At 52.0% G+C, this 25,093-nt stretch carries 19 protein-coding genes and 1 tRNA gene; 4 read left to right on the forward strand and 16 right to left on the reverse strand.

What is annotated here, in order from left to right:
• The 11 genes from ACQ9LF_RS10505 to ACQ9LF_RS10555 form a co-directional block, all read right to left on the reverse strand.
• A complete protein-coding gene (locus ACQ9LF_RS10505) occupies positions 1–1,371 on the reverse strand; it encodes a sigma-54-dependent transcriptional regulator (protein WP_462489355.1) in 1,371 nt (456 codons plus the stop codon).
• Positions 1,372–1,665: 294 nt separating this feature from the next.
• Positions 1,666–1,908, reverse strand: a complete 243-nt coding sequence (locus ACQ9LF_RS10510; RefSeq protein ID WP_462489356.1) for a cold-shock protein — start codon at positions 1,906–1,908, stop codon at positions 1,666–1,668.
• Positions 1,909–2,129: 221 nt separating this feature from the next.
• Positions 2,130–4,244, reverse strand: coding sequence for a polyribonucleotide nucleotidyltransferase (pnp, locus tag ACQ9LF_RS10515; RefSeq protein ID WP_462489357.1), 2,115 nt, complete (start codon positions 4,242–4,244; stop codon positions 2,130–2,132).
• A gap of 105 nt (positions 4,245–4,349) precedes the next feature.
• Complete coding sequence (gene rpsO, locus ACQ9LF_RS10520; protein WP_462489358.1) at positions 4,350–4,616, reverse strand: 30S ribosomal protein S15; 267 nt, start codon at positions 4,614–4,616, stop codon at positions 4,350–4,352.
• Positions 4,617–4,940: 324 nt separating this feature from the next.
• Positions 4,941–5,015 (reverse strand) — tRNA-Pro (locus ACQ9LF_RS10525).
• A gap of 220 nt (positions 5,016–5,235) precedes the next feature.
• Positions 5,236–7,392, reverse strand: coding sequence for a LamG-like jellyroll fold domain-containing protein (locus ACQ9LF_RS10530; protein WP_462489359.1), 2,157 nt, complete (start codon positions 7,390–7,392; stop codon positions 5,236–5,238).
• 89 nt (positions 7,393–7,481) lie between these two features.
• Positions 7,482–9,134 (reverse strand): FecR family protein, encoded by a 1,653-nt coding sequence (locus ACQ9LF_RS10535; RefSeq protein WP_462489360.1) that lies wholly within the window; start codon positions 9,132–9,134, stop codon positions 7,482–7,484.
• The gene (locus ACQ9LF_RS10540; RefSeq protein WP_462489361.1) at positions 9,131–9,676 is read right to left on the reverse strand and encodes a sigma-70 family RNA polymerase sigma factor; all 546 of its coding nucleotides are present in this window, start codon (positions 9,674–9,676) and stop codon (positions 9,131–9,133) included. Before ACQ9LF_RS10540 ends, ACQ9LF_RS10535 begins: the two co-directional genes overlap by 4 nt.
• A gap of 273 nt (positions 9,677–9,949) precedes the next feature.
• Complete coding sequence (locus ACQ9LF_RS10545) at positions 9,950–10,912, reverse strand: type I phosphomannose isomerase catalytic subunit (RefSeq protein ID WP_462489362.1); 963 nt, start codon at positions 10,910–10,912, stop codon at positions 9,950–9,952.
• Between the two features lie 129 nt (positions 10,913–11,041).
• Positions 11,042–12,754: a hypothetical protein gene (locus tag ACQ9LF_RS10550; protein WP_462489363.1), complete on the reverse strand. Its 1,713-nt coding sequence runs from the start codon at positions 12,752–12,754 to the stop codon at positions 11,042–11,044.
• Between the two features lie 40 nt (positions 12,755–12,794).
• The gene (locus ACQ9LF_RS10555) at positions 12,795–14,579 is read right to left on the reverse strand and encodes an alpha-L-fucosidase (RefSeq protein ID WP_462489364.1); all 1,785 of its coding nucleotides are present in this window, start codon (positions 14,577–14,579) and stop codon (positions 12,795–12,797) included.
• Between the two features lie 100 nt (positions 14,580–14,679).
• On the opposite strand from ACQ9LF_RS10555, the gene ACQ9LF_RS10560 reads away from it, so the two are divergent.
• From ACQ9LF_RS10560 to ACQ9LF_RS10575, 4 genes are all read left to right on the forward strand, one after another.
• Positions 14,680–15,627 (forward strand): helix-turn-helix domain-containing protein, encoded by a 948-nt coding sequence (locus ACQ9LF_RS10560; protein WP_462489365.1) that lies wholly within the window; start codon positions 14,680–14,682, stop codon positions 15,625–15,627.
• Between the two features lie 266 nt (positions 15,628–15,893).
• Positions 15,894–17,606 carry a GH39 family glycosyl hydrolase gene (locus tag ACQ9LF_RS10565; protein WP_462489366.1) on the forward strand — a complete coding sequence of 571 codons (1,713 nt, stop codon included), beginning with the start codon at positions 15,894–15,896 and terminating at the stop codon, positions 17,604–17,606.
• Between the two features lie 243 nt (positions 17,607–17,849).
• Entirely contained in the window at positions 17,850–19,556 is a 1,707-nt protein-coding gene (locus ACQ9LF_RS10570; RefSeq protein WP_462489367.1) for a glutamine--tRNA ligase/YqeY domain fusion protein, read from the forward strand.
• A 395-nt stretch (positions 19,557–19,951) separates the two neighbouring features.
• The gene (locus tag ACQ9LF_RS10575) at positions 19,952–21,514 is read left to right on the forward strand and encodes a pectate lyase (protein WP_462489368.1); all 1,563 of its coding nucleotides are present in this window, start codon (positions 19,952–19,954) and stop codon (positions 21,512–21,514) included.
• Between the two features lie 99 nt (positions 21,515–21,613).
• Here the strand turns inward: ACQ9LF_RS10575 and ACQ9LF_RS10580 are convergent, their stop codons facing one another.
• From ACQ9LF_RS10580 to smpB, 5 genes are all read right to left on the reverse strand, one after another.
• Entirely contained in the window at positions 21,614–22,420 is an 807-nt protein-coding gene (locus ACQ9LF_RS10580) for a sulfite exporter TauE/SafE family protein (RefSeq protein ID WP_462489369.1), read from the reverse strand.
• A gap of 35 nt (positions 22,421–22,455) precedes the next feature.
• Positions 22,456–23,268: an indole-3-glycerol phosphate synthase TrpC gene (gene trpC / locus ACQ9LF_RS10585; protein WP_462489370.1), complete on the reverse strand. Its 813-nt coding sequence runs from the start codon at positions 23,266–23,268 to the stop codon at positions 22,456–22,458.
• Entirely contained in the window at positions 23,265–24,080 is an 816-nt protein-coding gene (locus ACQ9LF_RS10590; protein WP_462489371.1) for a methyltransferase domain-containing protein, read from the reverse strand. The genes trpC and ACQ9LF_RS10590 overlap by 4 nt, the downstream gene beginning before the upstream one ends.
• A 10-nt stretch (positions 24,081–24,090) precedes the next feature.
• Positions 24,091–24,474, reverse strand: coding sequence for a DUF1844 domain-containing protein (locus ACQ9LF_RS10595; protein WP_462489372.1), 384 nt, complete (start codon positions 24,472–24,474; stop codon positions 24,091–24,093).
• A 112-nt stretch (positions 24,475–24,586) separates the two neighbouring features.
• Complete coding sequence (gene smpB / locus ACQ9LF_RS10600) at positions 24,587–25,063, reverse strand: SsrA-binding protein SmpB (RefSeq protein ID WP_462489373.1); 477 nt, start codon at positions 25,061–25,063, stop codon at positions 24,587–24,589.
• Positions 25,064–25,093: the final 30 nt, after the last annotated feature.

Raw genomic sequence — 25,093 nt, forward strand, 5'->3', positions numbered from 1 at the left:
TTACAAGTTGTATTCTTTAATCTTGCGATAGAGGGTGCGTTCGCCGATTTTGAGAATCTTCGCCGCTTCGGTGCGGTTATTGCCGGTCATTTCCAGAACCCGACGAATATGCTCCCGTTCCATGTCTTCCAGAGAACAGCCGGAGGCCATATCCGGCAATCCTGCCGTCAGGGTCCCTGCTGCTGTCTCCGTCGGAGCAGCCAGCTCTTTGACCCGGGCGATTTCCGGCGGCAGGTCCCGCAAATCCAGGGTATCATGATCGCACATGACCACCATCATTCGCACCGTATTGCGTAATTGACGGATATTGCCCGGCCATGAATAGCTCATAATCGCCCGCATTGCAGGCTCGGTAATCAAATGAATATCACTGCCAATTTCCTGACAGGCCTGACGCAGGAAATAGCCGAACAATTCAGGAATATCCTGCGGACGATTCCGCAACGCCGGCAAGGTTACGCTGACTCCTTTGATGCGAAAATACAGGTCCTGACGGAACTTTTTTTCTTCGACCATTCGTGCCAGGTCCTGATTGGTGGCACTGATGATGCGTACATCCACTTTGACGGCACTGGTGCCGCCAACCGGCAGAATTAATCCATCCTCCAGTACCCGGAGCAGCTTGGCCTGCATCGGCAAAGGCATATCACCGATTTCATCGAGAAACAGCGTGCCTTTGTCGGCCAGCTGAAACAATCCCTTGCGGTCGTTCAAGGCCCCGGTAAAAGCCCCTTTGACGTGACCAAATAACTCACTTTCCAAAAGACTTTCGCTCAGGCCGGCACAGTTGATTGGCAAAAACTGCTTATCCGCTCGGTGAGAATTTTCATGAATCGCCCGCGCGGTCAATTCTTTGCCGGTACCGGATTCGCCTTCAATGAGAATGCTCAGATCCGTTTTGCTGACACGACGCAAAACGCGAAACACACTTTGCATCACCGGAGAACGGCTGATCACGCCGGGAAAGACATAATCCAGCGACGCCCCCTTGGGAACCGCAACCGAGGGAATAATCCGCTCCGCCAGAGCGACAAGACGTTTGGCCTCTACTGGCTTGACCAGAAAATCCCACGCACCACGACGGATGGCATCTTTGCAGGCTTCCAGGTCGGGGCTGTCGGCGGTCAAGATGACCGGAATGGAAGAAAAATCCCTGCGGATGGTGTCCAAAAGCTCGATCCCATCGGGATTTCGACCGGCAAATAAATCGGAAATAATCAGATCAACCCGTTTCTGGGAAACCACTTCAAGGGCATGCGAAACGGCATCCGAACGAACGACCCTGACGCCGGCCTTAGTCAGGGCCTCGGCCATCGCTTCGGAATGATGTGAATCCTCCTCGACAATCAGTACAACCGCATCTTTTCGCATAGGGTACTACTTTAGGGTTCCTCTAATCATTCATTTGGGCGGACCAAGGACTCTTGTTGTCCCTGACAGTGTCAGGCAAAAGCCGCTTGATTATCCAAATCAAACGTATCTGGCCTTCCTTGCCGGGGAGCAAAAATCGTCGCTTTGCCGCTGGAACGCAATGTTTAGAGCCACCCTGTATTTTTGCCACGATCCGGCCGATAGTAACAATTCACTATATCCAACGACATACCATAACGACGTATAACGCTGTCTGGTCTATCGTATTCGACGTCGTCGAGACGACATCCGCTGTTATTGATGTTTATGCGTGGTATTATCCTCCGGACTCGAAGGACCAACCACCTGGACTTCTTTGCCCTGCAATCCCTTGGAGGATTTTAATTCAGCATATTCAACCACTTGCCCGGGCCTGAGTGTCCGGAACCCTTCACACTGAATATTGCTGAAATGGACAAACACATCCAATCCCTGTTCGTTTACAACAAAACCAAACCCTTTTCGATAATCAAACCATTTCACAGTCCCTTTTGGCATACAACCTCCTTGCGCAGAGCACAATCCGACCTTTGTGTGTACCACACTGCACTCGTACCGCACAGCTGCAGTTTCGCACGTTATGGTAAGAGGACTGCCACGACCCCTTACATTTCATCAATCACCTCTGTCTGGCCACTGCTGCCGGCAAGACCCCAATGAGTTCAAGGGACACACCCGGCGGCGGTTTGGACACCGCCGGATGCATTGGACGCTGGTTTTTACTTTTTCTCTTTATTCATCTCGAGCAACGCGGCTTTGCGACTCAGTTTGAAACGTCCCTGGTCGTCAATGGCCAGCAGCTTGACCGAAATCATATCGCCCACTTTACAGACCGCATCGACGGTCTTGACATAAGAATCCGAAATTTCACTGATATGACAAAGTCCTTCGATGCCGGGAGCAAATTCCACAAACGCCCCGAATTCCTTGATTGAGACGACCTTGCAATTATGATAAATGCGACCCACCTGAGGCGGTGTTGTCATCGCTTCGATCATATCGCGAGCCACCAAGTGACCATTACCGCCAACACAACTGATGGCCACTGTGCCGTCTTCTTCGATTTCAATCAGCGAGCCAGTCTGCTCCTGGATGCCTTTGATGGTCTTGCCGGAAGGTCCAATCACCTTGCCGATGTATTCCGGATCAATCTTGATCGTCACAATCTTGGGGGCATACACGCTGAGCTGCTCGCGCGGTTTGTCGATGGTCTGCTTCATAATCCCCAGGATTTTCAGACGCGCCTGACGGGCCTTTTCCATGGCAGCAACCATGATATCATGCGGCAGGCCCTCGGCTTTGATGTCCAGCTGAATCGCCGTAATCCCTTTTTCGGTTCCGGCAATCTTGAAGTCCATATCTCCGAAATGGTCCTCGTCGCCGATAATATCGGTCAGCAGCTCATAGCGGCTGCCTTCGGTAACCAGCCCGATGGAAATCCCCGCCACCGGCATCGTAATGGGCACCCCCGCATCCATCATCGCCAGGCATCCGCCGCATACCGACGCCATCGAACTGGAACCATTGGATTCGGTGATATCCGAATTGATTTTAATGGTATAAGGGAATTTCTCTTCGGCAGGACGAACCTGCTCAAGAGCCTTTTCTGCCAGGGCCCCGTGCCCGATTTCACGGCGTCCCGGTCCGCGTATGGGCTTGACTTCCCCAACCGAAAACGGCGGAAAACTGTAATGCAGCATAAACTTCTGGCCATATTCTTCCATGAGGCCATCGACTAACTGCTCATCTCGCCCGGTACCGAGTGTACAGGATACGAGAGCCTGGGTTTCCCCGCGGGTAAACAGGGCCGACCCATGCGAACGGGGCAACACCCCCACCTCGCAGCTAATCGGGCGAATTTCATCATAGCCTCGGCCGTCAGGCCTGCGGCCTTCCATCAACAACCTGCGGACAGCTTTTTTCTGGACAATCTCCAGAATCCGCCGAAGCTGGACGTTGGTGCATCGGGGAGCAGTCCCTTCGGCAGCAACACAATATTTATCGAACAATGGCTCGGTAATATCGCTGATGGCTTTATTCCGTTCCGCCTTGACCTTAATTTGGTAAGCCTTATAAAGCGGTTCATAACAGGCCTGCTGGACTTCATCAATCAGTGCCTGTTCCAGTTCAAACAGTTCAACTTCTTTGGCAACCCCACAGCGCTGAACCAGCTCATCAATCAGATCGCAAACCTGGCAAATGGCCGCATGGCCCGTCTTGACTGCCTCGGCGACAATCTCCTCAGAGACCTGCTGGGCATCCACTTCAATCATATTGATCGCATCACGCTTGCCGCCCAGGATGAGGTTCATTTCACTGGTCTCGACTTCTTTGTATGTCGGGAACAGCACATACTGACCATGGATTCGGCTGACACGCACCGCTCCCAGCGGCCCCAGGAAAGGAATCTTGCTGATAGACAACGCCGCACTGGAAGCAATCATCGCCAGCACATCGGGGTCGTTGTCGGTATCGGCACTGATAACCTGAGCCATGATCTGGACTTCATTAAAATAACCATCCGGAAACAGAGGACGAATCGGACGGTCAATCATCCGGGCGGTCAGGACTTCCTTTGTGGAAGGACGCCCCTCACGCTTCATAAAACCGCCGGGGAATTTGCCCGCTGCACTGTATTTTTCACGATAATCGACGCTCAGCGGAAAATAATCAATTTCTTCTTTTGGGGGAGCAGCAACACAAACCGTAGCCAGAACCATAGTCTGACCACATGAGGCAATCACGGCCCCATGAGCCTGACGCGCAATGCGTCCGGTCTCGAGTGTGATTAATTTGCCGCCGATTTCTTTTTGTACTCGATGCACATTAAACATATATCTGGTACCTTCTCAAGTATGGTTTTTATTTTATATCTACAACGTCGTGTTTTGGGCCGCAATAGAAGCGGCCGTCCACAGCGCCATTGACGGACCGCGTGCTTATTTGCGAAGTCCGAGTTTGGAAATGATCTGACGATACCGATCCAAATCCTTATTGCGTACATACTTAAGCAGCGATGTACGGGTACCGACCATCTTCAGAAGGCCTCTGCGAGAGGAATGATCTTTGGGGTGAACCTTAAGATGTTCCGTAAGTTCATTAATCCGGCCCGTCAGGATGGCAATTTGCACTTCCGGCGAACCGGTATCATTGGTTGCGGTTTTGTAACCTTCAATAATTTGCTGTTTTTTGTCTTTTGTCAACATACTGTAAAAAAACCTTTCAGAGACTTCAAGCCGCCCCATGCGGCTCATTCAATTTCCCTATTTTCAACAGGGTTATCATTATAACAACCAGGATTTGGTTTGCAATGCTTTTTTTGGGCAGAACAGGAACGATTTTGGCGACAATTTGTGTTATATCTCGTCTTTTAATTCTGGACACAATGCGTCTTTTTTCAAAATTCCCCATCCGTCTGAGATTGCTGTGATATCATTAAGGCTCGACCACCCCGAGACACACATTGATACGCTGGTTTAAGCGCAAGAAAAAAGGCAGGCAAATAAGGGAATTTGCCTGCCTGATGGCTATCGGGGCGACAGGACTTGAACCTGCGACCTCTTGACCCCCAGTCAAGCGCGCTAGCCAAACTGCGCCACGCCCCGGTATAAGGCGGGCATTGTACCACCCCGTCATGCTTTTCTCAATACAATTTTTCAATTTTACCCATTTCAATGGGTCAAATCTCTGGATCCATGGCCGTGGCATCTTTTCGGTCTATTTACCAGGCTCAAATTGGACAGCCCCATCGGTTTGCCATAAAAAAAAGCTCCGGCAGACCCTACAGCCTGCCGGAGCAAAACATCGTACTTCAAACCCGCCGGGTTAGTTGCAGGCACTTTGCGGATAGAGACCGCAATCGAGCCACTGTCCGGCCAGGATGGCAAAGTCGTCCAAAGTCACCTTGCAGTCGTTGTTATAATCCGAAGACGGTTTGGTCAGACATGCCGCCACACCGGAATCCGCATAATACTGAGCGGCGATCTGTTCCGGGGTCAGAGCATAGTTGTACACGCGAATTTCATCCAGCAGACCGGTGAAGTAATTGTCATTCCAGGCGCTCTTGCCGATGTAGTTATTCACGCGGGTTACAAAATTGGGCAGCGGAATGGTGGCCGTGGGAATCACGGTCGTTCCGTCGTTGTTGTAGTATTTATACAGAACCCCGTCTCTGTAAATTCTGACCACACCTGCGGTGTCCAGTGTCACCGTAAACATCTGCCACTGATTCAGGAGAATTGCGGCATTGGCATTAATCGCCGTATTCTGAGTGGTGCCATTGGCGGTCCTGAACTGCAGAGCGGTCGAGGTGCCGTTGCGGCACAGGAAGATGTTATTATTCGGGGCACCGTTGGAGAACTGGATAAAGTTGGCCCAGCTGCCGGCGACTGTAGTGTAGGCCCAGAGATTGATGGTCAGGCCGGTTCTGAAATCGTCAAAACCATCCGGCAGATCCACGTAGTTGGCATACGTGTTTGACAGGCTGATTGCCTGACCCACTTTCCCGGCCGCAAAGGTCGGCAGAATGTTATTGGGAGCCGTACCGAGGGTTGCCAGCGTGCCATTCATGTTATTGCCAGATGCATCATCCGCATTCCCTTCGAAGGGGTAGTAAGCCAGCAACTGTTTGCAAATGAAGTACGCCGAAGCGGATGTTGCTACACCGCCGGTATTGGATGCGGTGGCGTAATACGCCCCAGCTTCCTCTTTGGCCATCGATTGAATGGTCAAGGTGCTGGTATAGGTGGTACCGACGACCGTGGTATTGATGAGAATATGGGTACCATCCGCAACAACTTCCTGGGCCGGGGTGCCTGCTTTGTACCACTTGAGGGTCAATGCGCCGCCGCCGGTGTCTTCCGCAACCGCAGTCATCGAGGCGGTTTCACCAGCGAAGTATCCCTGATTAGCAGGATTGGTCGTAAAGGTCGGGGCATTGGGAATCGTCTTGAAGCTTCGGCCAATACCCTGATAGGTAATCCCATCAATCACAGCATCCACTCGCCAGTAATAGGTTTTGTCTTTGGTCAGTGTCTGTGCTGTGGGAACAGTATAGCTGGTCGCAGTCAAACCGGTCTGTTTGATAATTGCAAACGGCGTCAGATCAACCACAGCGGGGTCGACGATATTGGGGTCCACACCCACATACAAATCGTAGGCCGTGGGGCTGTAGGCCGGGTCTATCGTCCAAGACAAGGTGGGATTGATGGGCACATTGATTTGTCCTTCGGCCGGATTGGTGCTAACGATAAAGAACGGGCTGACTGTATCGGGTCCTTTGGCGTAGTTAAAAGCCAGTTCACGAGCGCCCAATGCCGTATTATAAATACGGAATTCATCCACTTTGCCGGCAAAAGCGGGGTCGCCGCGATAGGTTGAACTGCCGATATAAGCAAAGCTGCGTCCCACATTTGTCAACAGATGGCTGGTTGTGGAGGAATTGATAAACTTGCCGTTCTGGTACAGGCTGATGGTAGACGTCGCTGCATCATACACGCAGGCAACATGATAGGTGGTTGACGTTGTCAAACCCGTGCCAATCGCCATGTTTTCGCCGTAATTATAGCCCGGAATACCCCCTGTGCTGATCACGAACCGGGAATCGTTGCCGCCGGAGGTCGGGGTATAAAAAATGTAATTGCCGCCGGCACCGTTGGTTCCGCCGGCTGAATCACCAAAATCAAACAGACGCTGCCACTGAGACAGACCATCCAGTGAAAACCAGGCTTCAATGGTAACGCTGGTGTAATCCTTCAGAACATCGGCCGGCAGGGTCACACACGGAGCCGAATAGCTGGTTCCGCCGGTCAGCACCAGCTTCCCGTCCGAAAGGTAGGCACCGTTGGTAAGGACTCCGTTGGACGTCCCAACCAAATCGTTGGGGTCCACATTAAAGTCGTAGCGGTTGACCAGTGCCCCCCATGTTGGCAGCGACATGACGAGCATGGCCAGAATCATGACAGTTACACTTACTCTTCTCATAGCGTTAGACCTCCCAAAATAAAGTAATAAAATGGTTTTATATACGCTTTCACGTAACGTGCATCGTTCAAACGTGCAACTGCTTTCGGCTACTCTAACACTAACACAGGATTCCAAAATACACACCAGTCACTGTCGATACTCTTCCACCGCGAACCATCCTCATACAGACGGTTATCTGGATCGCCGCCATCGGTAGTGATCAGCGTTAAAAATCGGTCTTCCGGACGCAGGGGAATATGAATCGCTTCCCGTTTTCCTATTTCGGTCATATTTTGTTTGCTGTATCGCAACTGTCCATCCACCAGAACCCAGGTGTCGGCATGGGGGATTCGCGGCGCCAGGGTACTGATATCCAGTTGGGCCTTAAACGCCGTGATATTGATACGGGTCAGTCTGGAGCGCACTGCGTCCAGATCAAAGGTAATGCCGAGATTGGCATGCAGCAGGAGGCTGGACTCCCTGGACAGACTGGCAGCCAATTCCGCATCCGGCACACGAAATTGAGGACAATAGGCAATCTCTGTGTAATAATTGCCCTGGGTTTCCGGGCAGGCCTCAAAGATATGCCCGCGGGAGCTGATCGTTTGCGGCGTTTTGCCATTGGGGACAAACACCCCATCCACAAAGGGGTTCTCAGGCACCACAACATAGGTGTTATCAGCGTACCGGTCAACGGTTCGAATATCCGTGCGTTTTCCGGTCGTTGGATCAATGCCGCAGTTGGTTGAGCCGGTTCCGAAACCATCGCCGCCGCCAATTAACTCGGCCAGATTCAGCGGTTCTCCCCGCCAAACCAGGTTGATGGACGAATCTAGGCGGCGGACAAACAGATTTTCGCCAAGCCGTATTTCGCGGGTTTGCCCCGTCTGGTACTCCACAGAACGGGCCATCCCTGCGGTTAAAAGAACTGTCCCTTTTCGTTCGCCCTGCTGGCCAGCCAGCAGCGACGCCTTGCCATTGAACAAATACACACTGCTGGATCCGCTGGATTCCACCTGGACACCAAATTCCGTCCCGAGGTCCACGACGCCCGCACTGGGCGTATCCACAACAAATCCCACCGCCTGGGGCGGAATCCAGGCCAGCACTTTACCGCAATACAGATAGAGGTTCTCTTCCGACAAAACGGAAAATTCAGCCGGGCCTTCAACAATAATCTCAGAGCCGTAATCAAAGACAATTTTGGCACATCCGGACAACAGCGACATTCGCCTGCCGTCATCATAGAGCCTCTGGCCTGCCTGCAACGATCCGGACTCCCCCCAGACCGCATGGGCCGAATCCGCCAGAACCGCCACGGGACTGGATGCCACACGGGGATAAAATGTGGCATAAGCTATCATCAGCACCAGCGCCGCAAGCGACCCAATAACCGTCCAGAGATTCCAAGGGGTTACTTGCCCCCACAGACGTCTGTCAGAAATCTCTTGATTCCCAGGAACAAGCGGTGTCGCCTCGGGCTTTTCAATTTTTGGAGCCCCCTTTTCGTTTTCGGCCAGCAGGTTAAACAGAGAATTATAACATTCCAGGGAAATATCCTGCGGTTCGGATGAAAAAGAGATTTTACCCGGCTGAGACAACCCCACATAGAGCATGGTAAAATCCATATAATAACAGGCGGCTTCCGGCTCATGGTCAAGCCACTGCACTAATTGCTCATACTCGGCCGGAGTGATGTTGCCCTCCAGCTTTCGGAGAATCAATTCGTCCAGTTCGATGGGCCAGCGACGCTCGTTCATGTCTGCATCTCCCATGCATTCAGGGTCAGCCGGACACACCGCACCAGCGACCGATGAATTCGCGCCATGACTTTATACAGCCCCGTTACCGGACGTTGCATTTGTTCTGCGATTTGTTTAATCGTCATTCCTTTTTCGTATCGCACCTGAATCAGTCCGCGATCGGCATCCTGGAGTTTGAGCAGACACTGCTGAAGCGCCCTGACCTGGTCGTCCATCTGCTCCAGTTTCTCCGAGGCAATATGATTCAGGTACTCGACGAGGTGATCTGAGAAAAATTCATATTCACTCTTTTTTCGCCGATGATATTCCAGCACTTTATGGCGAGCGATGGTGATACCCCAGGCGCCGAAATTCGTTCCCGGCTGAAATTCATCAAATTTCTCCCACATCAGCGTGGCGACATCCTGCATCAGGTCTTCGGCATCTGCAGGACGATGAACCATTGCCAGCAAATAGGCATAAATTGGCTTTTGATGAACAACAAATAGCCTTAAAAACTCCACACTAAAGCTATCTTTTTTTGTTAATATATCACCCATCGTTTTTACCTATCTCCTCTTGCCTCATAATATATATGAGTAAATGACCATAAATTGGAGCAAGAAATTTTACCTATTTTTTGATTTTTGGAAACCTTATCAGGACATGGCGAGTCGGTTATTGCTGTTGGCGTGGAATGAAAAATCCGCCGGATTCAAAAACAGATATGCGACAGAGATTAATGATTGTGTGAACAGCGCAGAATTCTAAACCCCTGGAGTTAACCAGAGGTTTTGACGCCTTCTATTTCAGAGTGACAAAAAAGGGCTTTTTCAGTATTGAAAACGAACCGTCGAAACCAGATATTCGCTGTCGGAAAGGAATTGCAGATATCCCTCCATCGCGGCGGGCACCAAAAAGGTATCACCGGCCTTGAATGGAATCGACTGGAAATCCTTGCCCATCCACTGGCCATGGCCGGTCAGAAATACAACCGCCTTCATCATGCCTGGATCGATGAGGACCTGTGCACCGGCAACCTGATGTCGTTTATACACCTGAAATTCGTCTGCATCCACCAGGCAGCCGACAGAGCGAACCGGCAGTTTGTCAGCAGTCAGGTCAAACCGAATGCTCTGCATCGCTTCCTCAATATGGAGCTGGCGGGGTTTGCCGGTGGTGGAATCCACGCGGTTCCAGTCAAAGACACGGTAGGTCGTGTCGGAGGGCTGCTGAATTTCTGCAATTAAAAGGCCGGCGCCAATGGCATGACAGGTCCCTGATGGCAGAAAATGGCATTCGCCAACCTGTACCGGCACCCGCTCCAGCAGCTCAGCACAGGTCCCGTTTTGAACGGCCTGACGGAATTGCTGCAATGTGGTTCCGGGCTTGACCCCTTTATAAATGGCTGCCCCTGGCTCGGCCTGAAGGATATACCAGCATTCGGTCTTGGGGTCACCTTTGCCCATTTTTTGGCAGGTTTGGGCATCGGGATGGACCTGGACACTGAGGTCTTCCCGGGCATCGATGAATTTAATCAGCAGCGGCAGCGAGCCTGTAAACTCTTTATGCCCGGTGATTTGATGCGGATAACGACAAAGGACCTCGGACAGCGTTAATCCGGCCAGAGGACCATTGTCAATAACGGTTTTGTCGTTGGGCAAATCCACCAGCTCCCAGCTTTCACCAATAAGCTGGTCTGCCGGCAGAGTTTTGCCAAATACGTCATGTAATTTCGTCCCTCCCCAGATACGCGATTTGAAGAGGGGTCTGCATTGTAACGGATATAATTTCATAGGCGGACATTATAGCAACCTGGGTTTGGATGTCCACAGAATTAGGACAAAACTATCGTTTTGGGGCTATGAATTCTCTCACGCCTTACAACGCAGACCCTTTGGATTTGAGTGCAACCCAATATCCGCTTATTTGATCATTTTGTAGTGATTTTCACCGCCGTTGAGCAGATAGACCAGCGGCTGCGGACGATCGGTACCTTCGATAAAAGCCGGACGAGCCGCCCACGGGGCCACACTTAATACGCCGGTCAAATCCATCCAATATTGCAGACGGGAAACCGGCAGATTCCAGGTCATATGGAAATGGTTGGCCGGGGCAAATTGCTTATACTCAGCCATGCTGGCGTATTTGGGAATAACGAACGTATGCGGCCAGTTCCAGTTGGTCAGATTACACATCGCCTGGCCCAGCTTGGCCGGCACACGGGTCGTATAGGCTTCATCCCAGATGAGACTGAACTTATTATTCAGGGCGCTGTAAGCCATACGTCCTGCAATGCCGCTGATGCCTTCGGGCGTCATAAAGGTCACGCTGTTGCCGCCGCCGGGAAAGTAGCCTTCGTCAGCCAGAGGCATGGAGATGCCCTTCATAATCTCTTTCTGACTGGCACCGGGCCTGGCTGCCCAGTCAAAGGCGGCGCTGCCGGAATTGTCGCCATCCACAAGCCCCTTGACAATATAGTCGGCCTTTGGATTGACTTTGACGCCCACTTTCCTGGCCAGGGCACGGATCTCCCAGCCCTCCCAGACCTTGCGGAAGTCCATAAACAGCGGCGGATTACCGCCGGACAGCCAGGTCATAAACAGCATCGTCAGCAGGCCCTGAACATCGGCTTCGGTCGCATACGGCAATGGGGCCTTGGGGCCGTTGTGGTCAAAGGTGCTGTTGAACATGGATTCCATCGCATCGGCCACGGGCATCGGAAGACCCCGTCGGTCGCTGCCCCATTCCAACTGACTCATGAATCCGCCGCCGACGGCGTTCAAGTCGGCCATCAGATCGCGGTTAATCAGATACATCGCAAGGCTCTGATTAAACCGCCGGCTGTCAGCATCGGTTTTGATTTCCAGACGCTTGCCAATATGGCTGTCAATCCAGGCACGCAGTGCTTTCAGCTCGTTCTTGTCATAAGCCTCCTTGTTCAACATATCGGCCAGCAGCTTCATATCCAGGCGGGTGATTTCCAGACCGAAGGTGTTGCGTGTCGGCAGGACATGAGCCAGAGCAGTTTCCATCCCCATGGAATCATGGCCGAAGACCATCACACGCCGGCCTCGCAACGCCACCGCTGCTACTGCCGCATAGCACCAGTCAATCAACGCCGTTGCGGTTGCGTCGGTCATTTGGGGATTAAGTCCCGTATCCGGCCAGTTCCCGACATTCAGATGAACCATTTTGCCGTACTGACTGATGGCACCGGCAGCAGCGTGAGCGTACACCACACCCGGCTTGGGACCACTGTTGCCGCAGGTGATATTCAGCGGCGTTTCTTTGGGAAACTGCTGGAGCACAGAAATGGCGGTCAGCTGGGGGAACGCCCAGGTATCCGGTACACAGACCAGGATATTGACGCCCGCCTGACGGAACTGCTGAGCAACGACATCGGCCTGCGATTCACTGTCCACCAGAACCGATGAATAGACCACCGGCACGGGGGTTTTATCCGGCAGAACAACCTGGCCGGCAATCGCATTGGCAACCATCCCAATAATGTTCTGTGCCCGGGTTCGGCTGTCCTGGTCGATCCGCGGATCACAGGGAGCAAAAACACCAATCACGGGGATTCGCGGCGTGGCTTTTTTAATTTCGTCAAGACATTGTGCTTTTATCGTACCCATCGACTATACCCTGCCTTTCATTTGTGATGTTATGGTTTTTTTACTTTGCCGGTTTCAATGTCAGACTGCGGATATTGATCGGTGCCCAGGCATTGTTGTCAGGCTTGATCTGCAGCAGATATTCTCCTGGGGTCTTGAGCTCGATTTGTCCGAGATTCTGGTCCACAAAGGATTCATAGCCGCCGGTTGACATCACGGTTGCATTGAGTGTCTGATTATCCACCCGAATCTGGAATTGGCTTTTCTCGTTGGCACAGGCAGTACTGGCAACAAGATCAAATCGTCCGGGCTTGGTAATCTTGAAATTCCAATCCACCGTTACGCCCGAAGCCGTCCAGAATCCAATATTCGGTATGCCGCCTTTTTCTTCCACCTGGGCATTGGAGCCATTGAAATTGTGAATATTGGCCTGTATCGCCGGTAATACGATGGTGCCGTCTGCGGCCTGAGACAATAAGGCTTTTTCGACTTTTAATTCGCCTGAAAGAGTGACAACTACGACCGTCGCAATCGGATCCAGAGCCTGGGCCGGGAGCGTGAGGACAACCCCCTCCTCCGTGGCCTGGGTTTTCAAGGCAGCAGAATTGGCCAGCAGATACGCTTTTTTCACTTCGCTCTTGAGGCCGGGCAGCAGCAGTTTGCCATCCTGCGGCCAAGTAAACACATGCAGATACAGCGTTGTCCCCCTGGCAGTCACTTTCTTGGTGCAGCGGCCCCAAGGCAGCTTGGCAAACGGGCTGGCGGTGGTACCGTAAATGGACTCACCATTCACTTTCATCCACGCACCAACTTGTTTGAGACGTTCAATGCTGGGCTGAGGGATTTCGCCTTCGGCGGTCGGGCCGACATTCAGCAGGTAGTTGCCGCCCTTGCTGGCAATATCAATCAGATTGCGAAGGAGGGTCTGGGTTGATTTCCAGTTCTCATCATAGCTCTTGTAGCCCCAGGTATCGTTCATGGTCATGCAGGTTTCCCAGTCACGGTCTTTGTAACCCGTCGCCGGGATATGCTGCTCAGGGGTTTCCGTATCGCCGGGATAGCCCCCTCCCAGTCGATTGTTGGTAATAATACCAGGGTGTTGAGACACAACCGGCTCAAACATCTGGGCACGCTCCCTGGTCATATCGCATGGCGTATCCCACCACAGGACCGCAATATCGCCATAGTTGGACAGGATTTCTTCCACCTGTGGCACAGCAATATTTTTCAGGTATGCATCCATACCGGTATTCTGTGCGGCCGGGTCCCAGTACCCGCTGCAGGCCGAACCGCCCTGGCACCAGTCCTGGGCCTGAGAATAATAAAATCCCAGCTTTATACCATGTTTTTTACAGGCCGCGGCCAGCGGTTTGAGCAGGTCTTTGCCATACGGTGTTGCATCGACCACATCCCACTTGGACACCTTGGAATCAAACAGGGCAAAGCCGTCGTGGTGCTTGGAGGTGATCACAATATATTTCATGCCCGCTTCTTTGGCCAGTTTGACCCAGGCTTCGGGATCATATTTGACGGGATTGAACTGGGCGGCATATTTCTGATAGTCCGCTACGGGAATTTTGCCATGACACATAATCCACTCGCCGATGCCGCCGACTCGATTGCCATTATGGGTACCGGCAGGAACGGCATAGACACCCCAGTGAATGAACATCCCAAAACGAGCCTCACGCCACCATGCCAGACGGGCATTCCGCTGTTGGGGAGTTTCGTTCTCGTAGGGCCATCGGGCTTTGCTGGCCGCCTTTGAGGTACAGCCGGCCACCAGTACCATAGCGATCATGTGAATGAATACAGACATGACAAACCATGTTCCTTTTGTTCTCATACAGAGTCTCCTTAAATTGAGTGATTTCTGGAATTCGCTTTTCAGTGCATAGAGAGTAAACAGGCCCACCTGACAAAACAATGTAATATTGAAAGTTTTAATGGATTATTTACAGATTTTTTATTATTATTCGGAAATGTTCGGACTCAAACACATAATCGATAATGTTGATATCAATATCCTGAATATTGAATATTACACGGTGGGCAAGGAATGGAATTACCGCAACGTGAATAATCCTTATTCCAGGATTTACTATATTACCAGCGGATCTGGGCTTATCGAGCATCATAACCAGACATTTTTGCTTGAACCAGACCATCTATATCTAATTCCATGTTTTACGCCTGTCCGGATGTATTGTCCGGAGCAATTCAGTCATTATTACATCCACTTTACCTGCCGGACACCGACCGGGATGGACATGCTTTCGATGCTGGATTGTCATTACCATATCCCCGCGCCTTCGGGCTTGATCAATGAAGCTCTTTTTAAACGCCTGTTGGAATTAAATCCCAATCGCCAATTACCCGAATACGATGCCAACAAGCCGATTTATCAGGCCGTGCTGGAAAATGCCAAGCAGTTGGATAATGCCAAGTCCCCTGCCAACCTGATTGAAACCAACGCCCTGATGCGGCTGCTGTTGTCAGCGTTCTTTGCGGATTATTCGGATACGGAAGTCCAGGCGGCGTTGTACGGATTATCGCGGTTCAACGCGGTGATTGACTACATTCACAACCATCTTGATCGGCAGATTACCATCCTGGAACTGGCCAAAATGGTCCACCTGAACCCTACTTATTTCTCGAATCTATTCAGCAAATTGATGGGGATACCGCCCATTCAATATATCAACAAAAGACGGGTAGAAAAGGCCCAGTCCCTGCTGCTGACCACCGATGCCACCCTCTACACCATTGCCAACAAGGTCGGCTTTCAGGATGAATACTATTTCTCACGCATCTTCAAGAAAATCACCGGCATTGCTCCGCAGCATTATCGCCAGCAGAATATCCTGCTCCACCAGCGGGACACCCGTGTCTAAACCCGTCCGGGCTTATTATCTTGTTAACAGGGCAATTTCACGGACCCCAATTACCGGCAATCCACAGGTTACCAGACCAGCTCAATTGGATTTGAGACGACTTGACAGGATTTCAACAGAACGATTCCAATCCACCCGCTTTCATTTTTGCGGTATTTGAAAAAAAACGTTGATAATGGAAGCTCAATGAGACACTATATAGCCATACTGAATCTATTATCTGGTACGATAACGGTTTGTAAGGCTATTGGCCGGAAAGGGTTAAGATGGCACCTACACAGATACATCGCATTTCAGTCCTGCTGCTTGCGGCAGTGTGTCCTGCTCTATACACCTCAATTTGTTCCGGGCAAACCGAACCGGTCGCTATCCATGTCAATCTGAACAAAAAACTCGGTCCGATGCGACCTGTCTGGGCGTGGTTCGGGCACGATGAACCCAACTATACCTATATGAAGGATGGCCGGAAGCTGCTGACAGAACTGGATGCATTAAGTCCATATCCGGTCTACATCCGTACGCATAATCTGATGACCAGCGGCGATGGAACCGCGGCGTTGAAATGGGGTTCCACCAATATCTACACCGAAGATGAACAGGGCAATCCCGTGTATGACTGGACGATTATCGATAGGATATTTGATACCTGGGTAAGCCGAGGAATGAAACCGCTGGTTGAAATCGGCTTTATGCCCGAAGCCCTGTCGTCAAAACCGCAGCCTTATCGTCATCACTGGAAACCGGGAGCCCCCTACCAGGATATCTTTACCGGCTGGGCTTATCCGCCCAGGGATTATACCAAATGGGCCGAGCTGGTTTATCAATGGGTCCGCCATTCCGTACAGCGGTACGGGAGGGAAGAAGTCGCAAGCTGGTACTGGGAACTGTGGAACGAGCCGGACATTGGATACTGGCAGGGAACTCCTGAGGAATACTGCAAGCTGTATGATTATACGGCCGATGCGGTTAAACGGGCCTTGCCGACAGCCCGAATCGGCGGCCCGCATTCCACCGGGCCGGGCAGTCCGCGGGCGGCCCAATTCCTGCGACAATTCCTGACGCATTGTGCCGAAGGAATCAACGCTGTAACAGGCAAAATCGGGGCACCGCTGGATTTCATCGCTTTTCATGCCAAAGGCAGCCCGCGCGTCGTGGATGGCACCGTCCAAATGGATATGGGTCGCCAGCTTCGTGACATTTCCAAAGGATTCGAGATTGTCGCTTCATTTGAACCGTTCAAATCCCTGCCAATTATCATCGGTGAATCCGACCCGGAGGGCTGTGCCGCCTGCTCCATGCAGGATTATCCGGAAAACGCCTATCGAAATGGCACACTGTATTCCAGCTATACGGCCGCTTCGTTTGCCCGCAAATATGCCCTGGCCGATCATTTCGGCGTCAATTTCCTCGGGGCAGTGTCATGGTCGTTTGAGTTTGAAGACCAGCCCTGGTTTAATGGATTTCGGGATTTGTCCACCAATGGCGTCAATAAACCGGTGCTGAATGTCTTCCGGATGTTCGGTTTAATGCGAGGCGACCGCGTCGCAGTCAGCGGCGATCTGGCATACGATTATCTGACAGTTCGAGATGCCAGCGTTCGGGGAGATAAGCCCGACATTAACGCACTGGCCGCCGCAGACAAAGACGGAACAGCGGTGATGGTCTGGAATTATCATGATAACGACCGTGATGCCCCTGCAAGTCCGGTAGAGGTAACCATTGAGGGCATCCCGACCACACAAGCTCTGCTTTATCATTACCGCATCGACAGGGAGCACAGCAATTCCTACGAAGTCTGGAAAAAGATGGGCAGCCCGCAAAATCCCTCCGCCGAGCAGGTCGAAACTCTGGAAAAAGCCGGCCACCTGCAATTGTTCAGTTCGCCGGAATGGATTAAAGTCAAACAGGGTCAAGTCATGATTCCTCTGTTTTTACCGCGTCAGGGGGTTTCGCTCCTGAAGCTGGATTGGCAGCATTAGCCATTCCACCCGGTATTTCGTATCTTTGACTGACCAGGGCAACACTTCAATTTATACTCAAAACACTCTGGCCCCGAGAGCTACGGGTTTATCCATATCCCGTGAGACATATATTCCCCCATAATGCCACCTATGAATTTGGATTATGTTATGACGTCATATCAAATTGCCGCTGTACAATAAGCAAAACTTATGGTAATATACCATCCCGTTGTTAACGTTATACTCAATGGACGGTAAATTATGGCAGAACAAGACAATACGAACACAAACAACGGAACGTCAGAACGGATCGACTTCATCCGGCAAATCGTTATCGAAGACAACAAAACCGGCAAATGGAACCATCGGGTTCATACCCGCTTTCCACCTGAACCCAACGGCTATCTCCACATCGGCCATGCCAAGAGTATTTGTCTGAATTTCGGCATCGCAGCCGAATTCGGAGGCAAATGCAACCTGCGGTTCGACGATACAAATCCCTCCAAAGAAGAGCAGGAATATGTTGATTCGATCATCTACGATGTCAAATGGCTCGGCTGGGATTGGGAGGACCGGCTGTTTTTTGCATCCGACTACTTCGAGCAGATGTATCAATGGGCCTTGGATTTAATCCGCAAAGGACTCGCTTATGTCTGCGACCTCAATGGAGACCAGGTTCGTGAATATCGCGGCACACTGACCCAGCCCGGCAAGGAAAGCCCCTACCGCAATCGCAGTGTACAGGAGAATCTGGATCTGTTTGAGCGAATGCGTAAAGGGGAATTTCCAGACGGCTCTCGGACCTTGCGTGCCAAAATCGATATGGCCCATCCGAATCTGAATATGCGTGATCCGATCATGTACCGGATTATGCACACCAGCCACCACCGTACCGGCAATACCTGGTGTATTTATCCCACCTACGACTGGTCGCATGGTCTGGAAGACTCCATCGAAGGCATTACCCATTCGATATGCACGCTGGAATTCGAAAATCATCGGCCACTGTATGATTGGTTTCTGGACCAACTGGGTATCTATCATCCCCAGCAGATCGAATTTGCCCGGTTGAATCTCACGTACACCGTGATGAGCAAACGCAAACTGCTGCAACTGGTCAAGGATAATTATGTCAACGGCTGGGATGACCCGCGTATGCCTACTATTTCAGGGATGCGGCGGCGCGGCTTCAGTCCTTCGGGCATCCGGTCCTTCGCCAAGGTCATTGGCGTCAACAAAACCAACAGCACCGTCGATGTCGCCCTGCTGGAACACTGTATCCGTGAAGACCTGAATAAGACCTCTCCTCGGGTCATGGCCGTCCTTAGACCGCTTAAAGTCATTATCACAAACTATCCGGACGGCCAGGTGGAATGGATGGATGCGGTCAATAATCCCGAAGACCCCTCCGCAGGAACCCGCAAGGTCCCCTTTTCAAAGGTACTCTACATCGAACAGGACGACTTTATGGAAAATCCGCCAAGCAAATTTTTCCGCCTGTCGCCGGGCAAGGAAGTCCGCCTGCGGTATGCCTACTTCATCAAATGCGAAAAGGCCGTCAAAGACGCCGCGGGCAATATCGTCGAATTACACTGTACCTACGACCCCGCCACACGCGGCGGCGATTCCCCCGATGGCCGCAAGGTCAAGGCCACTTTGCACTGGGTCGCGGAGTCCCATGCCCTCGACGCGGAAATCCGGCTCTATAGCCATTTGTTCACCAAGGAAAATCCGGAAGATACCGCCGAAGGCGAACCTTTTACGGCCCATCTCAACCCGGATTCTCTGCAGGTTCTGACCGGCTGCAAAATCGAGCCGCATGTCAAAGATACCAAAGCCCTGGACCGCTGGCAGTTTGAGCGGATGGGCTATTTCTGCACGGACCCGGACAGCCAAAACGGCAAACTGGTCTTTAACCGGACCCTGACCCTCAAAGACACCTGGGCCAAAATCCAGCAAAAAGGATAATTCCCAAAATCGTCATAAACCGCCGCAATTAATCAGGTTACTGGTTATTTGCGGCGTTTTTTTTGAATGTGCATGGAACGCTATTTCAGAACACCTTCAGCCATTGAATACTGCCCCTGAGTGATATTGTCCGCCCGAAGCGCGGCTCTGTACCGTTTTGATTTATTCAGCGGCCATCCTCGCGGCAAAATGATGCTTGTGTATATACACGTTCTCAAGTCTTGATACCTGCTCCCTTGTGCTGTATTGACTTGCGTGGGTCGTTTTGCTATTTTAACAATAGGGAATGAATTTGAGCAGGGAAGGCGCTGGAATTTCCGTCTAAACCACCGCATGGCATACACACCTTTGTCGATAAAAGTGATGGAATCAGGATGTTTTTCGGGAGATAGCGTATGAAGACAATGATGCTGGTACTCCTTTGTTCGATTCTTGTCGCGATGTGTGGTGCTGTTCCGGCCTTCCCCGGTGCCCAGGGATATGGCGCCATTGCCACAGGCGGACGGGGCGGCGAAGTCTATGAAGTGACCAACCTGAACGATTCCGGCCCAGGCTCTCTACGGGATGCCCTGAATCACAATACCCCGCGTACCATTGTGTTTCGTGTTTCGGGCACCATCCACCTCAAGTCCAATCTAAGCCTCAAATATGGCAATGTCACCATTGCCGGCCAGACCGCTCCCGGAGATGGCATCTGCATTGCCAACGGCAGTCTCTATGCAGGCTATGACAACGTCATTATCCGCTACATCCGCTGCCGGCTGGGCGATCAGTGGCCTGATGGAACCGACAACGACGACGCGGATGCCACATGGGGCCGGTATGGCGACCGGATCATCCTGGATCATGTCACGGCAAGCTGGTCGGTCGATGAAGCTTTTTCCTATTATGCCAACACCAACTTCACTGCCCAGTGGTGCCTGATTACCGAAAGCCTCCGCTACTCGCATCATGAAAAAGGGGCCCACGGCTACGGCGGCATCTGGGGTGGTACCAACAGTTCCTGGCATCATAACCTGCTGGCGCATCACAGCTCCCGCAACCCCCGGATCGAAGGGGATGTCGCCAACAATATCGACCTGTGCAATAATGTCATCTACAACTGGGGCTTTAACAGCTGTTATGGCGGCGAGAAAGCCACGGTCAACATCGTCAACTGTTATTATAAATACGGCCCCGCAACTGACTCCGCCAAACGCGGCTGGATTGTCAATCCCAGCTATACCACCGATTCTGTGTCCGGCAATCGCATTTACGGCAAGTGGTATATCGCAGGCAATTACGTCCACGGCTTTCCTGCCATCACCGCAGACAACTGGAACGGCGGGGTTTGGCCTCAGGGCGGCATAGCAGATATTTCGTTATGCAAATCCACCACGCCCTTTCCGGTGGCCGCGACATATCCGGTTACGGTACAGACTGCCCTGGAGGCCTGGGATGATGTGCTTGACAACGTCGGCTGCAGTCTCGTCCGTGACTCCGTCGATACACGCATCATCAGCGAAGTGCGAACCGGCACAGCCACCTATGGCGGACAGACCGGCGCGAACAAGGGGATTATCGATTCTCAGACAACCGTCGGCGGATGGCCGACGCTGAATTCGCTGCCGGCCCTGGATGACAGCGACCATGATGGAATGCCCGACGTGTGGGAACGTCCGCGAGGTCTCAATCCCAACCAGCCCGCAGACCGCAATGACGACCGTGATGCAGACGGCTATACCAATCTGGAAGAATATCTCAACTGGCTGGTCACGCCTGCTGCCAGGGCCGACATCAACCGCAATTGTATGATTGATCTTGACGATTTTCAGATGCTGGCCGCGGCATGGATGAGTCAATCGGACAGCTCGAACTGGAATCCGGCCTGTGATATTGCCAGACCCGCCGATGGCCTCATTAATACCGCAGACTTAGCCATCCTTGTTGATCACTGGCTGTGGCCCAATGAATTCTAACGATTCTGCCGGCAGACAGGCAAGACCTGACACGGCACTACGCCGTCATCCATCGCATCACCGGCCTGCTCTGACTATCTTTGTTTTCCATAGAGGAGTTCATCGCGGTTTGACCAGCAGCAGATTCCAGATCGCTAAAACCAGAACCACAATAAACAGTATTCGCACCACATTACGCGGCAATCGATGCATCAGATGGCCGCCGATATACCCGCCAATCAGGCCGGTGGGAATGACCCACAGGGCAATCTTCAATGATTGCGTCACCATAATCCCGTGCTCCGGCAATGTCCCGTTCTTATAAATTGCCCCCAGCCACGAAATCCCGACAATCGTCGCCGCAGAATTACTCATGGCCCGCCGAATGGGCAGTTTCAGAATCACCTGCTGCAGCGGCGTAGAAATCGTACCTGCACCAATACCCAGAAGTCCTGCGGCGAACCCGGTAACAAGCCCAATTCCTGCCGACCAGAAAGGATAACCGCTGGGCAGGTGAGCCTCCGCGTTTTCATGCATCGGCCGGGCTGGCTGGAACAAACGCCAGCAGTTATAGATCAGCACATACATCAGGAAGACCCCAAAACACCGAGCCAGCCAGACACTGTTGCGGCCTTCAAAAAAGGAAACATTACTGATTGCTACGCCCAGCAAAATACCCGCTATCGCCGCTGGAATCAGGGATTTAAGAATGGGCTTGACTAAAGCCTGTGACTTCCAATGCGGTACCAGCGAGGAAATCCCCACAACAAAATTACAGATCATCGCCGCCGCTTGATAGAGATGCTGATTTTCCCCAAAGACCATCACCAGAGCAGGAATCATAATCGTCGAACCGCCCAACCCCAACAGCCCGCCAAACAGCCCCATCACAAATCCCGTACACAACAATGGAATACTTTCCAGCATTATTTTCCTTGCACCTGAATTCCAGATTGCTCTGGTTACCGCTCAGGCTCGAATAATTCCCGGAACTTGTCCTGGATACTGTAGCTGGCACAGAGGGTCTCCCCAATCAACACCGCCCCCACGCCAAGATGGACCAGTTTTCGCACATCCTGACGCGTTTTGATGCCGCTTTCGGAAACCAGATGGTGTTTGTCCTCCACCAGCTCGGCCAGGCGGCTGGTCGTATTTAAATCCACCGTCATCGTATTCAAATCCCGGTTATTGATACCCAACAGCGTGTAATGCTTTTGCGGAAACCCCACCATGCTGCGCACTTTCAGCAGGGTATCAGCCCCATGGGCCTCAATCAGGACCGACAGAGTCAGCTCATTGGCCAGAATCAGCAAATCCATCAGATGCCCCGCCGGCAAAGCCTCGGCAATCAGCAAAATGGCATCCGCACCCGCAGCCCTGGCCTCATACACCTGATACGGATCAACGATAAAATCCTTTCGCAAAACCGGAATCGATACCGCTTCCTTGACGGCGGTCAGGTAGTCCAGGCTGCCCTGAAAATATTTCTCATCCGTCAAAACACTAATCGCATCCGCACCGCACTGTTCATACGTACGGGCTATCGCCACCGGGTCAAAATCCGCCCGGATCACCCCCGCCGAGGGCGATGCCTTCTTCACTTCTGCAATCACGTTCAGACCTCGCGGGTGAGATTTGGTCACCGCCTGGTAAAAATTCCGGCACTTGGGCAGGGCCATCGCCTTCTCACTGACCACTTCCAGCGGAACCTGCTTTTTGCGGAGCTGGACTTCCTGAACCTTGTCACGAATAATTTTGACCAGTATGGCACTCATGCGGGTTTGACTCCTATGGCCTTGAAGAATGTATAGTTAAACACCCCATCCGCCTCAGCTGTACGATATAGATCCGCAATTGCTTGTTTCCAACTGGCCGGATCCATCAGGCCGGAGGCGAGGGCTTGGTTTTCCACACCTTCGACCATCGCTGTAAAGGTATTTTTGGTGAATCCTTCGACCCATTGAGGACGAGACGAATCCACATAAACCACACGCGGCGAGACCCGGACTGTTTCAAAACCAGCCTCTATCAAAAGCGGATATAGCCTCCGTCCAATCAGGGCATCTCCTCCTGCCGATGCCTGTAAATCCACCAGACATTGGATAGCTCGACGGGCAAAGGCACTGTCGGGATAAAAATAGGCACTGCCGTGGTCCCCTTCAATCGCGGTGATGGTTTTCCCCGGTTTGACAACACGTTTCAATTCCGCCAGGGCCTTGAGCGGTTCGGACAGATGCTCCAGGACAAAACAGACAAACACCGCATCAAATGTGTTATCAGCAAACGGCAGATGCAAAAGGTCGGCCTGCTGAAATTGCACATTGCCAAAGCCAGCCGCCTGAACCGCCGACTGAGCCTGTCTGAGTGACTCCGGTGAGATATCCACCGACACAAACGAGACTTCGGGATTATTCCCTGCCAGAAGAACCGTCTGTGCCCCGACGCCGCAACCCGCCTCCAGAACCAGCGAACCCTCGGGGTACCGCTGGTCATGGTGCAGCAGTTCGGCCAGCGTCGTCGCCTGATCCTCCAGACGCAGCGATTCCCGCTGTGAATACCCATGAACATAAGGTCCGGATGTCGCCATAATCAACCCATCAGACGTTGCGAGACAACCGGACAAATATCATCCGCAACTGGTTAAGGCTGCCCTGCAGCATTTTCTGCTCATCATCAGTCAGGTTGCCTTTGCACTTGGTTTCCAGCATACCGAGCAAATCAATATTGAACTTGGCCAATTCAAAATCCGGCTCAAAGTCCTTGTCTTTGTCTTCCTGCGGCCGGATCAGCCCCAGCGCCAGGTAGGCCTGCGTTGCAAAAATCGAAACCAGCCCCTCAAAATCCGCCGATGGAAGCTGACGCGAAGACCCGACTTCTTCGGCCTGCTCGACCTTCTCTTCGAGGGTTTCTTTTTCCTTCTGGGCCTGATTTTTCCAGTCTTCGTCGATAATTACTTTTTTGGGTTCGTTTGGTTCGGCCATGATCCCGCCTTTCATTCTTATATTTAACATCTTGATATATCAGAGGATATCTGCTTTTTAGAGGGTGGTGGAGGCTCACCAACCGACTGATTGTACATCCAAATCAGTCCTGTCACAAATATTTCCTAATCCGCCCCATATCCCGTTTCTGGTCTTTATCCTGAATTTTCTGACGCTTGTCATATTGCCGTTTACCCCGGGCCAGCCCCAGTTCACATTTGGCAATGCCCCGGTCATTGAAATAAATACGCAACGGAACCAGCGTATAACCCCGCTGTTCCAGCTTGGTTTTGAGCTTTCGAATCTGGATTTTATGCAGCAGCAGCTTGCGTTTACGTGTTGGGTCGTGATTGGCAGCATTTGCGGCCTGGGCATACTGGGCAATCTTGCAGCCAACCAGCCAGACCTCGTCACCGTTGATCCGGGCATAAGCGGCATCCAGTTCGCACTGTTTATCCCGCAGACTCTTGACCTCGGTCCCCACCAGCGCAAGCCCGGCCTCCACCTTTTCCACCAGTTCAAAGTTGAAAAAGGCCTTTTTATTCTGAATCACCGGTCCAGACTGTTTTTTATCCTGTTTTTGCGTCATAAGTATCTATCTTATCTGAAATTCCGTATT

This window comes from Anaeroglomus insulsum, from assembly GCF_050689095.1.
Classification (GTDB): domain Bacteria; phylum Planctomycetota; class Phycisphaerae; order Sedimentisphaerales; family Anaerohalosphaeraceae; genus Anaeroglomus; species Anaeroglomus insulsum.

Bases quoted from the DNA above. Each gene is read 5' to 3' on its own strand.
- smpB (WP_462489373.1), bottom strand. From the start codon at position 25,063: ATGACGCAAAAACAGGATAAAAAACAGTCTGGACCGGTGATTCAGAAT.
- trpC (WP_462489370.1), bottom strand. From the start codon at position 23,268: ATGAGTGCCATACTGGTCAAAATTATTCGTGACAAGGTTCAGGAAGTC.
- ACQ9LF_RS10595 (WP_462489372.1), bottom strand. From the start codon at position 24,474: ATGGCCGAACCAAACGAACCCAAAAAAGTAATTATCGACGAAGACTGG.
- ACQ9LF_RS10530 (WP_462489359.1), bottom strand. From the start codon at position 7,392: ATGAGAAGAGTAAGTGTAACTGTCATGATTCTGGCCATGCTCGTCATG.
- ACQ9LF_RS10570 (WP_462489367.1), top strand. From the start codon at position 17,850: ATGGCAGAACAAGACAATACGAACACAAACAACGGAACGTCAGAACGG.
- ACQ9LF_RS10560 (WP_462489365.1), top strand. From the start codon at position 14,680: ATGGATTATTTACAGATTTTTTATTATTATTCGGAAATGTTCGGACTC.
- pnp (WP_462489357.1), bottom strand. From the start codon at position 4,244: ATGTTTAATGTGCATCGAGTACAAAAAGAAATCGGCGGCAAATTAATC.
- ACQ9LF_RS10590 (WP_462489371.1), bottom strand. From the start codon at position 24,080: ATGGCGACATCCGGACCTTATGTTCATGGGTATTCACAGCGGGAATCG.
- ACQ9LF_RS10535 (WP_462489360.1), bottom strand. From the start codon at position 9,134: ATGAACGAGCGTCGCTGGCCCATCGAACTGGACGAATTGATTCTCCGA.
- ACQ9LF_RS10550 (WP_462489363.1), bottom strand. From the start codon at position 12,754: ATGGGTACGATAAAAGCACAATGTCTTGACGAAATTAAAAAAGCCACG.
- ACQ9LF_RS10510 (WP_462489356.1), bottom strand. From the start codon at position 1,908: ATGCCAAAAGGGACTGTGAAATGGTTTGATTATCGAAAAGGGTTTGGT.
- ACQ9LF_RS10575 (WP_462489368.1), top strand. From the start codon at position 19,952: ATGAAGACAATGATGCTGGTACTCCTTTGTTCGATTCTTGTCGCGATG.
- rpsO (WP_462489358.1), bottom strand. From the start codon at position 4,616: ATGTTGACAAAAGACAAAAAACAGCAAATTATTGAAGGTTACAAAACC.
- ACQ9LF_RS10580 (WP_462489369.1), bottom strand. From the start codon at position 22,420: ATGCTGGAAAGTATTCCATTGTTGTGTACGGGATTTGTGATGGGGCTG.
- ACQ9LF_RS10555 (WP_462489364.1), bottom strand. From the start codon at position 14,579: ATGAGAACAAAAGGAACATGGTTTGTCATGTCTGTATTCATTCACATG.
- ACQ9LF_RS10565 (WP_462489366.1), top strand. From the start codon at position 15,894: ATGGCACCTACACAGATACATCGCATTTCAGTCCTGCTGCTTGCGGCA.
- ACQ9LF_RS10540 (WP_462489361.1), bottom strand. From the start codon at position 9,676: ATGGGTGATATATTAACAAAAAAAGATAGCTTTAGTGTGGAGTTTTTA.
- ACQ9LF_RS10545 (WP_462489362.1), bottom strand. From the start codon at position 10,912: ATGAAATTATATCCGTTACAATGCAGACCCCTCTTCAAATCGCGTATC.
- ACQ9LF_RS10505 (WP_462489355.1), bottom strand. From the start codon at position 1,371: ATGCGAAAAGATGCGGTTGTACTGATTGTCGAGGAGGATTCACATCAT.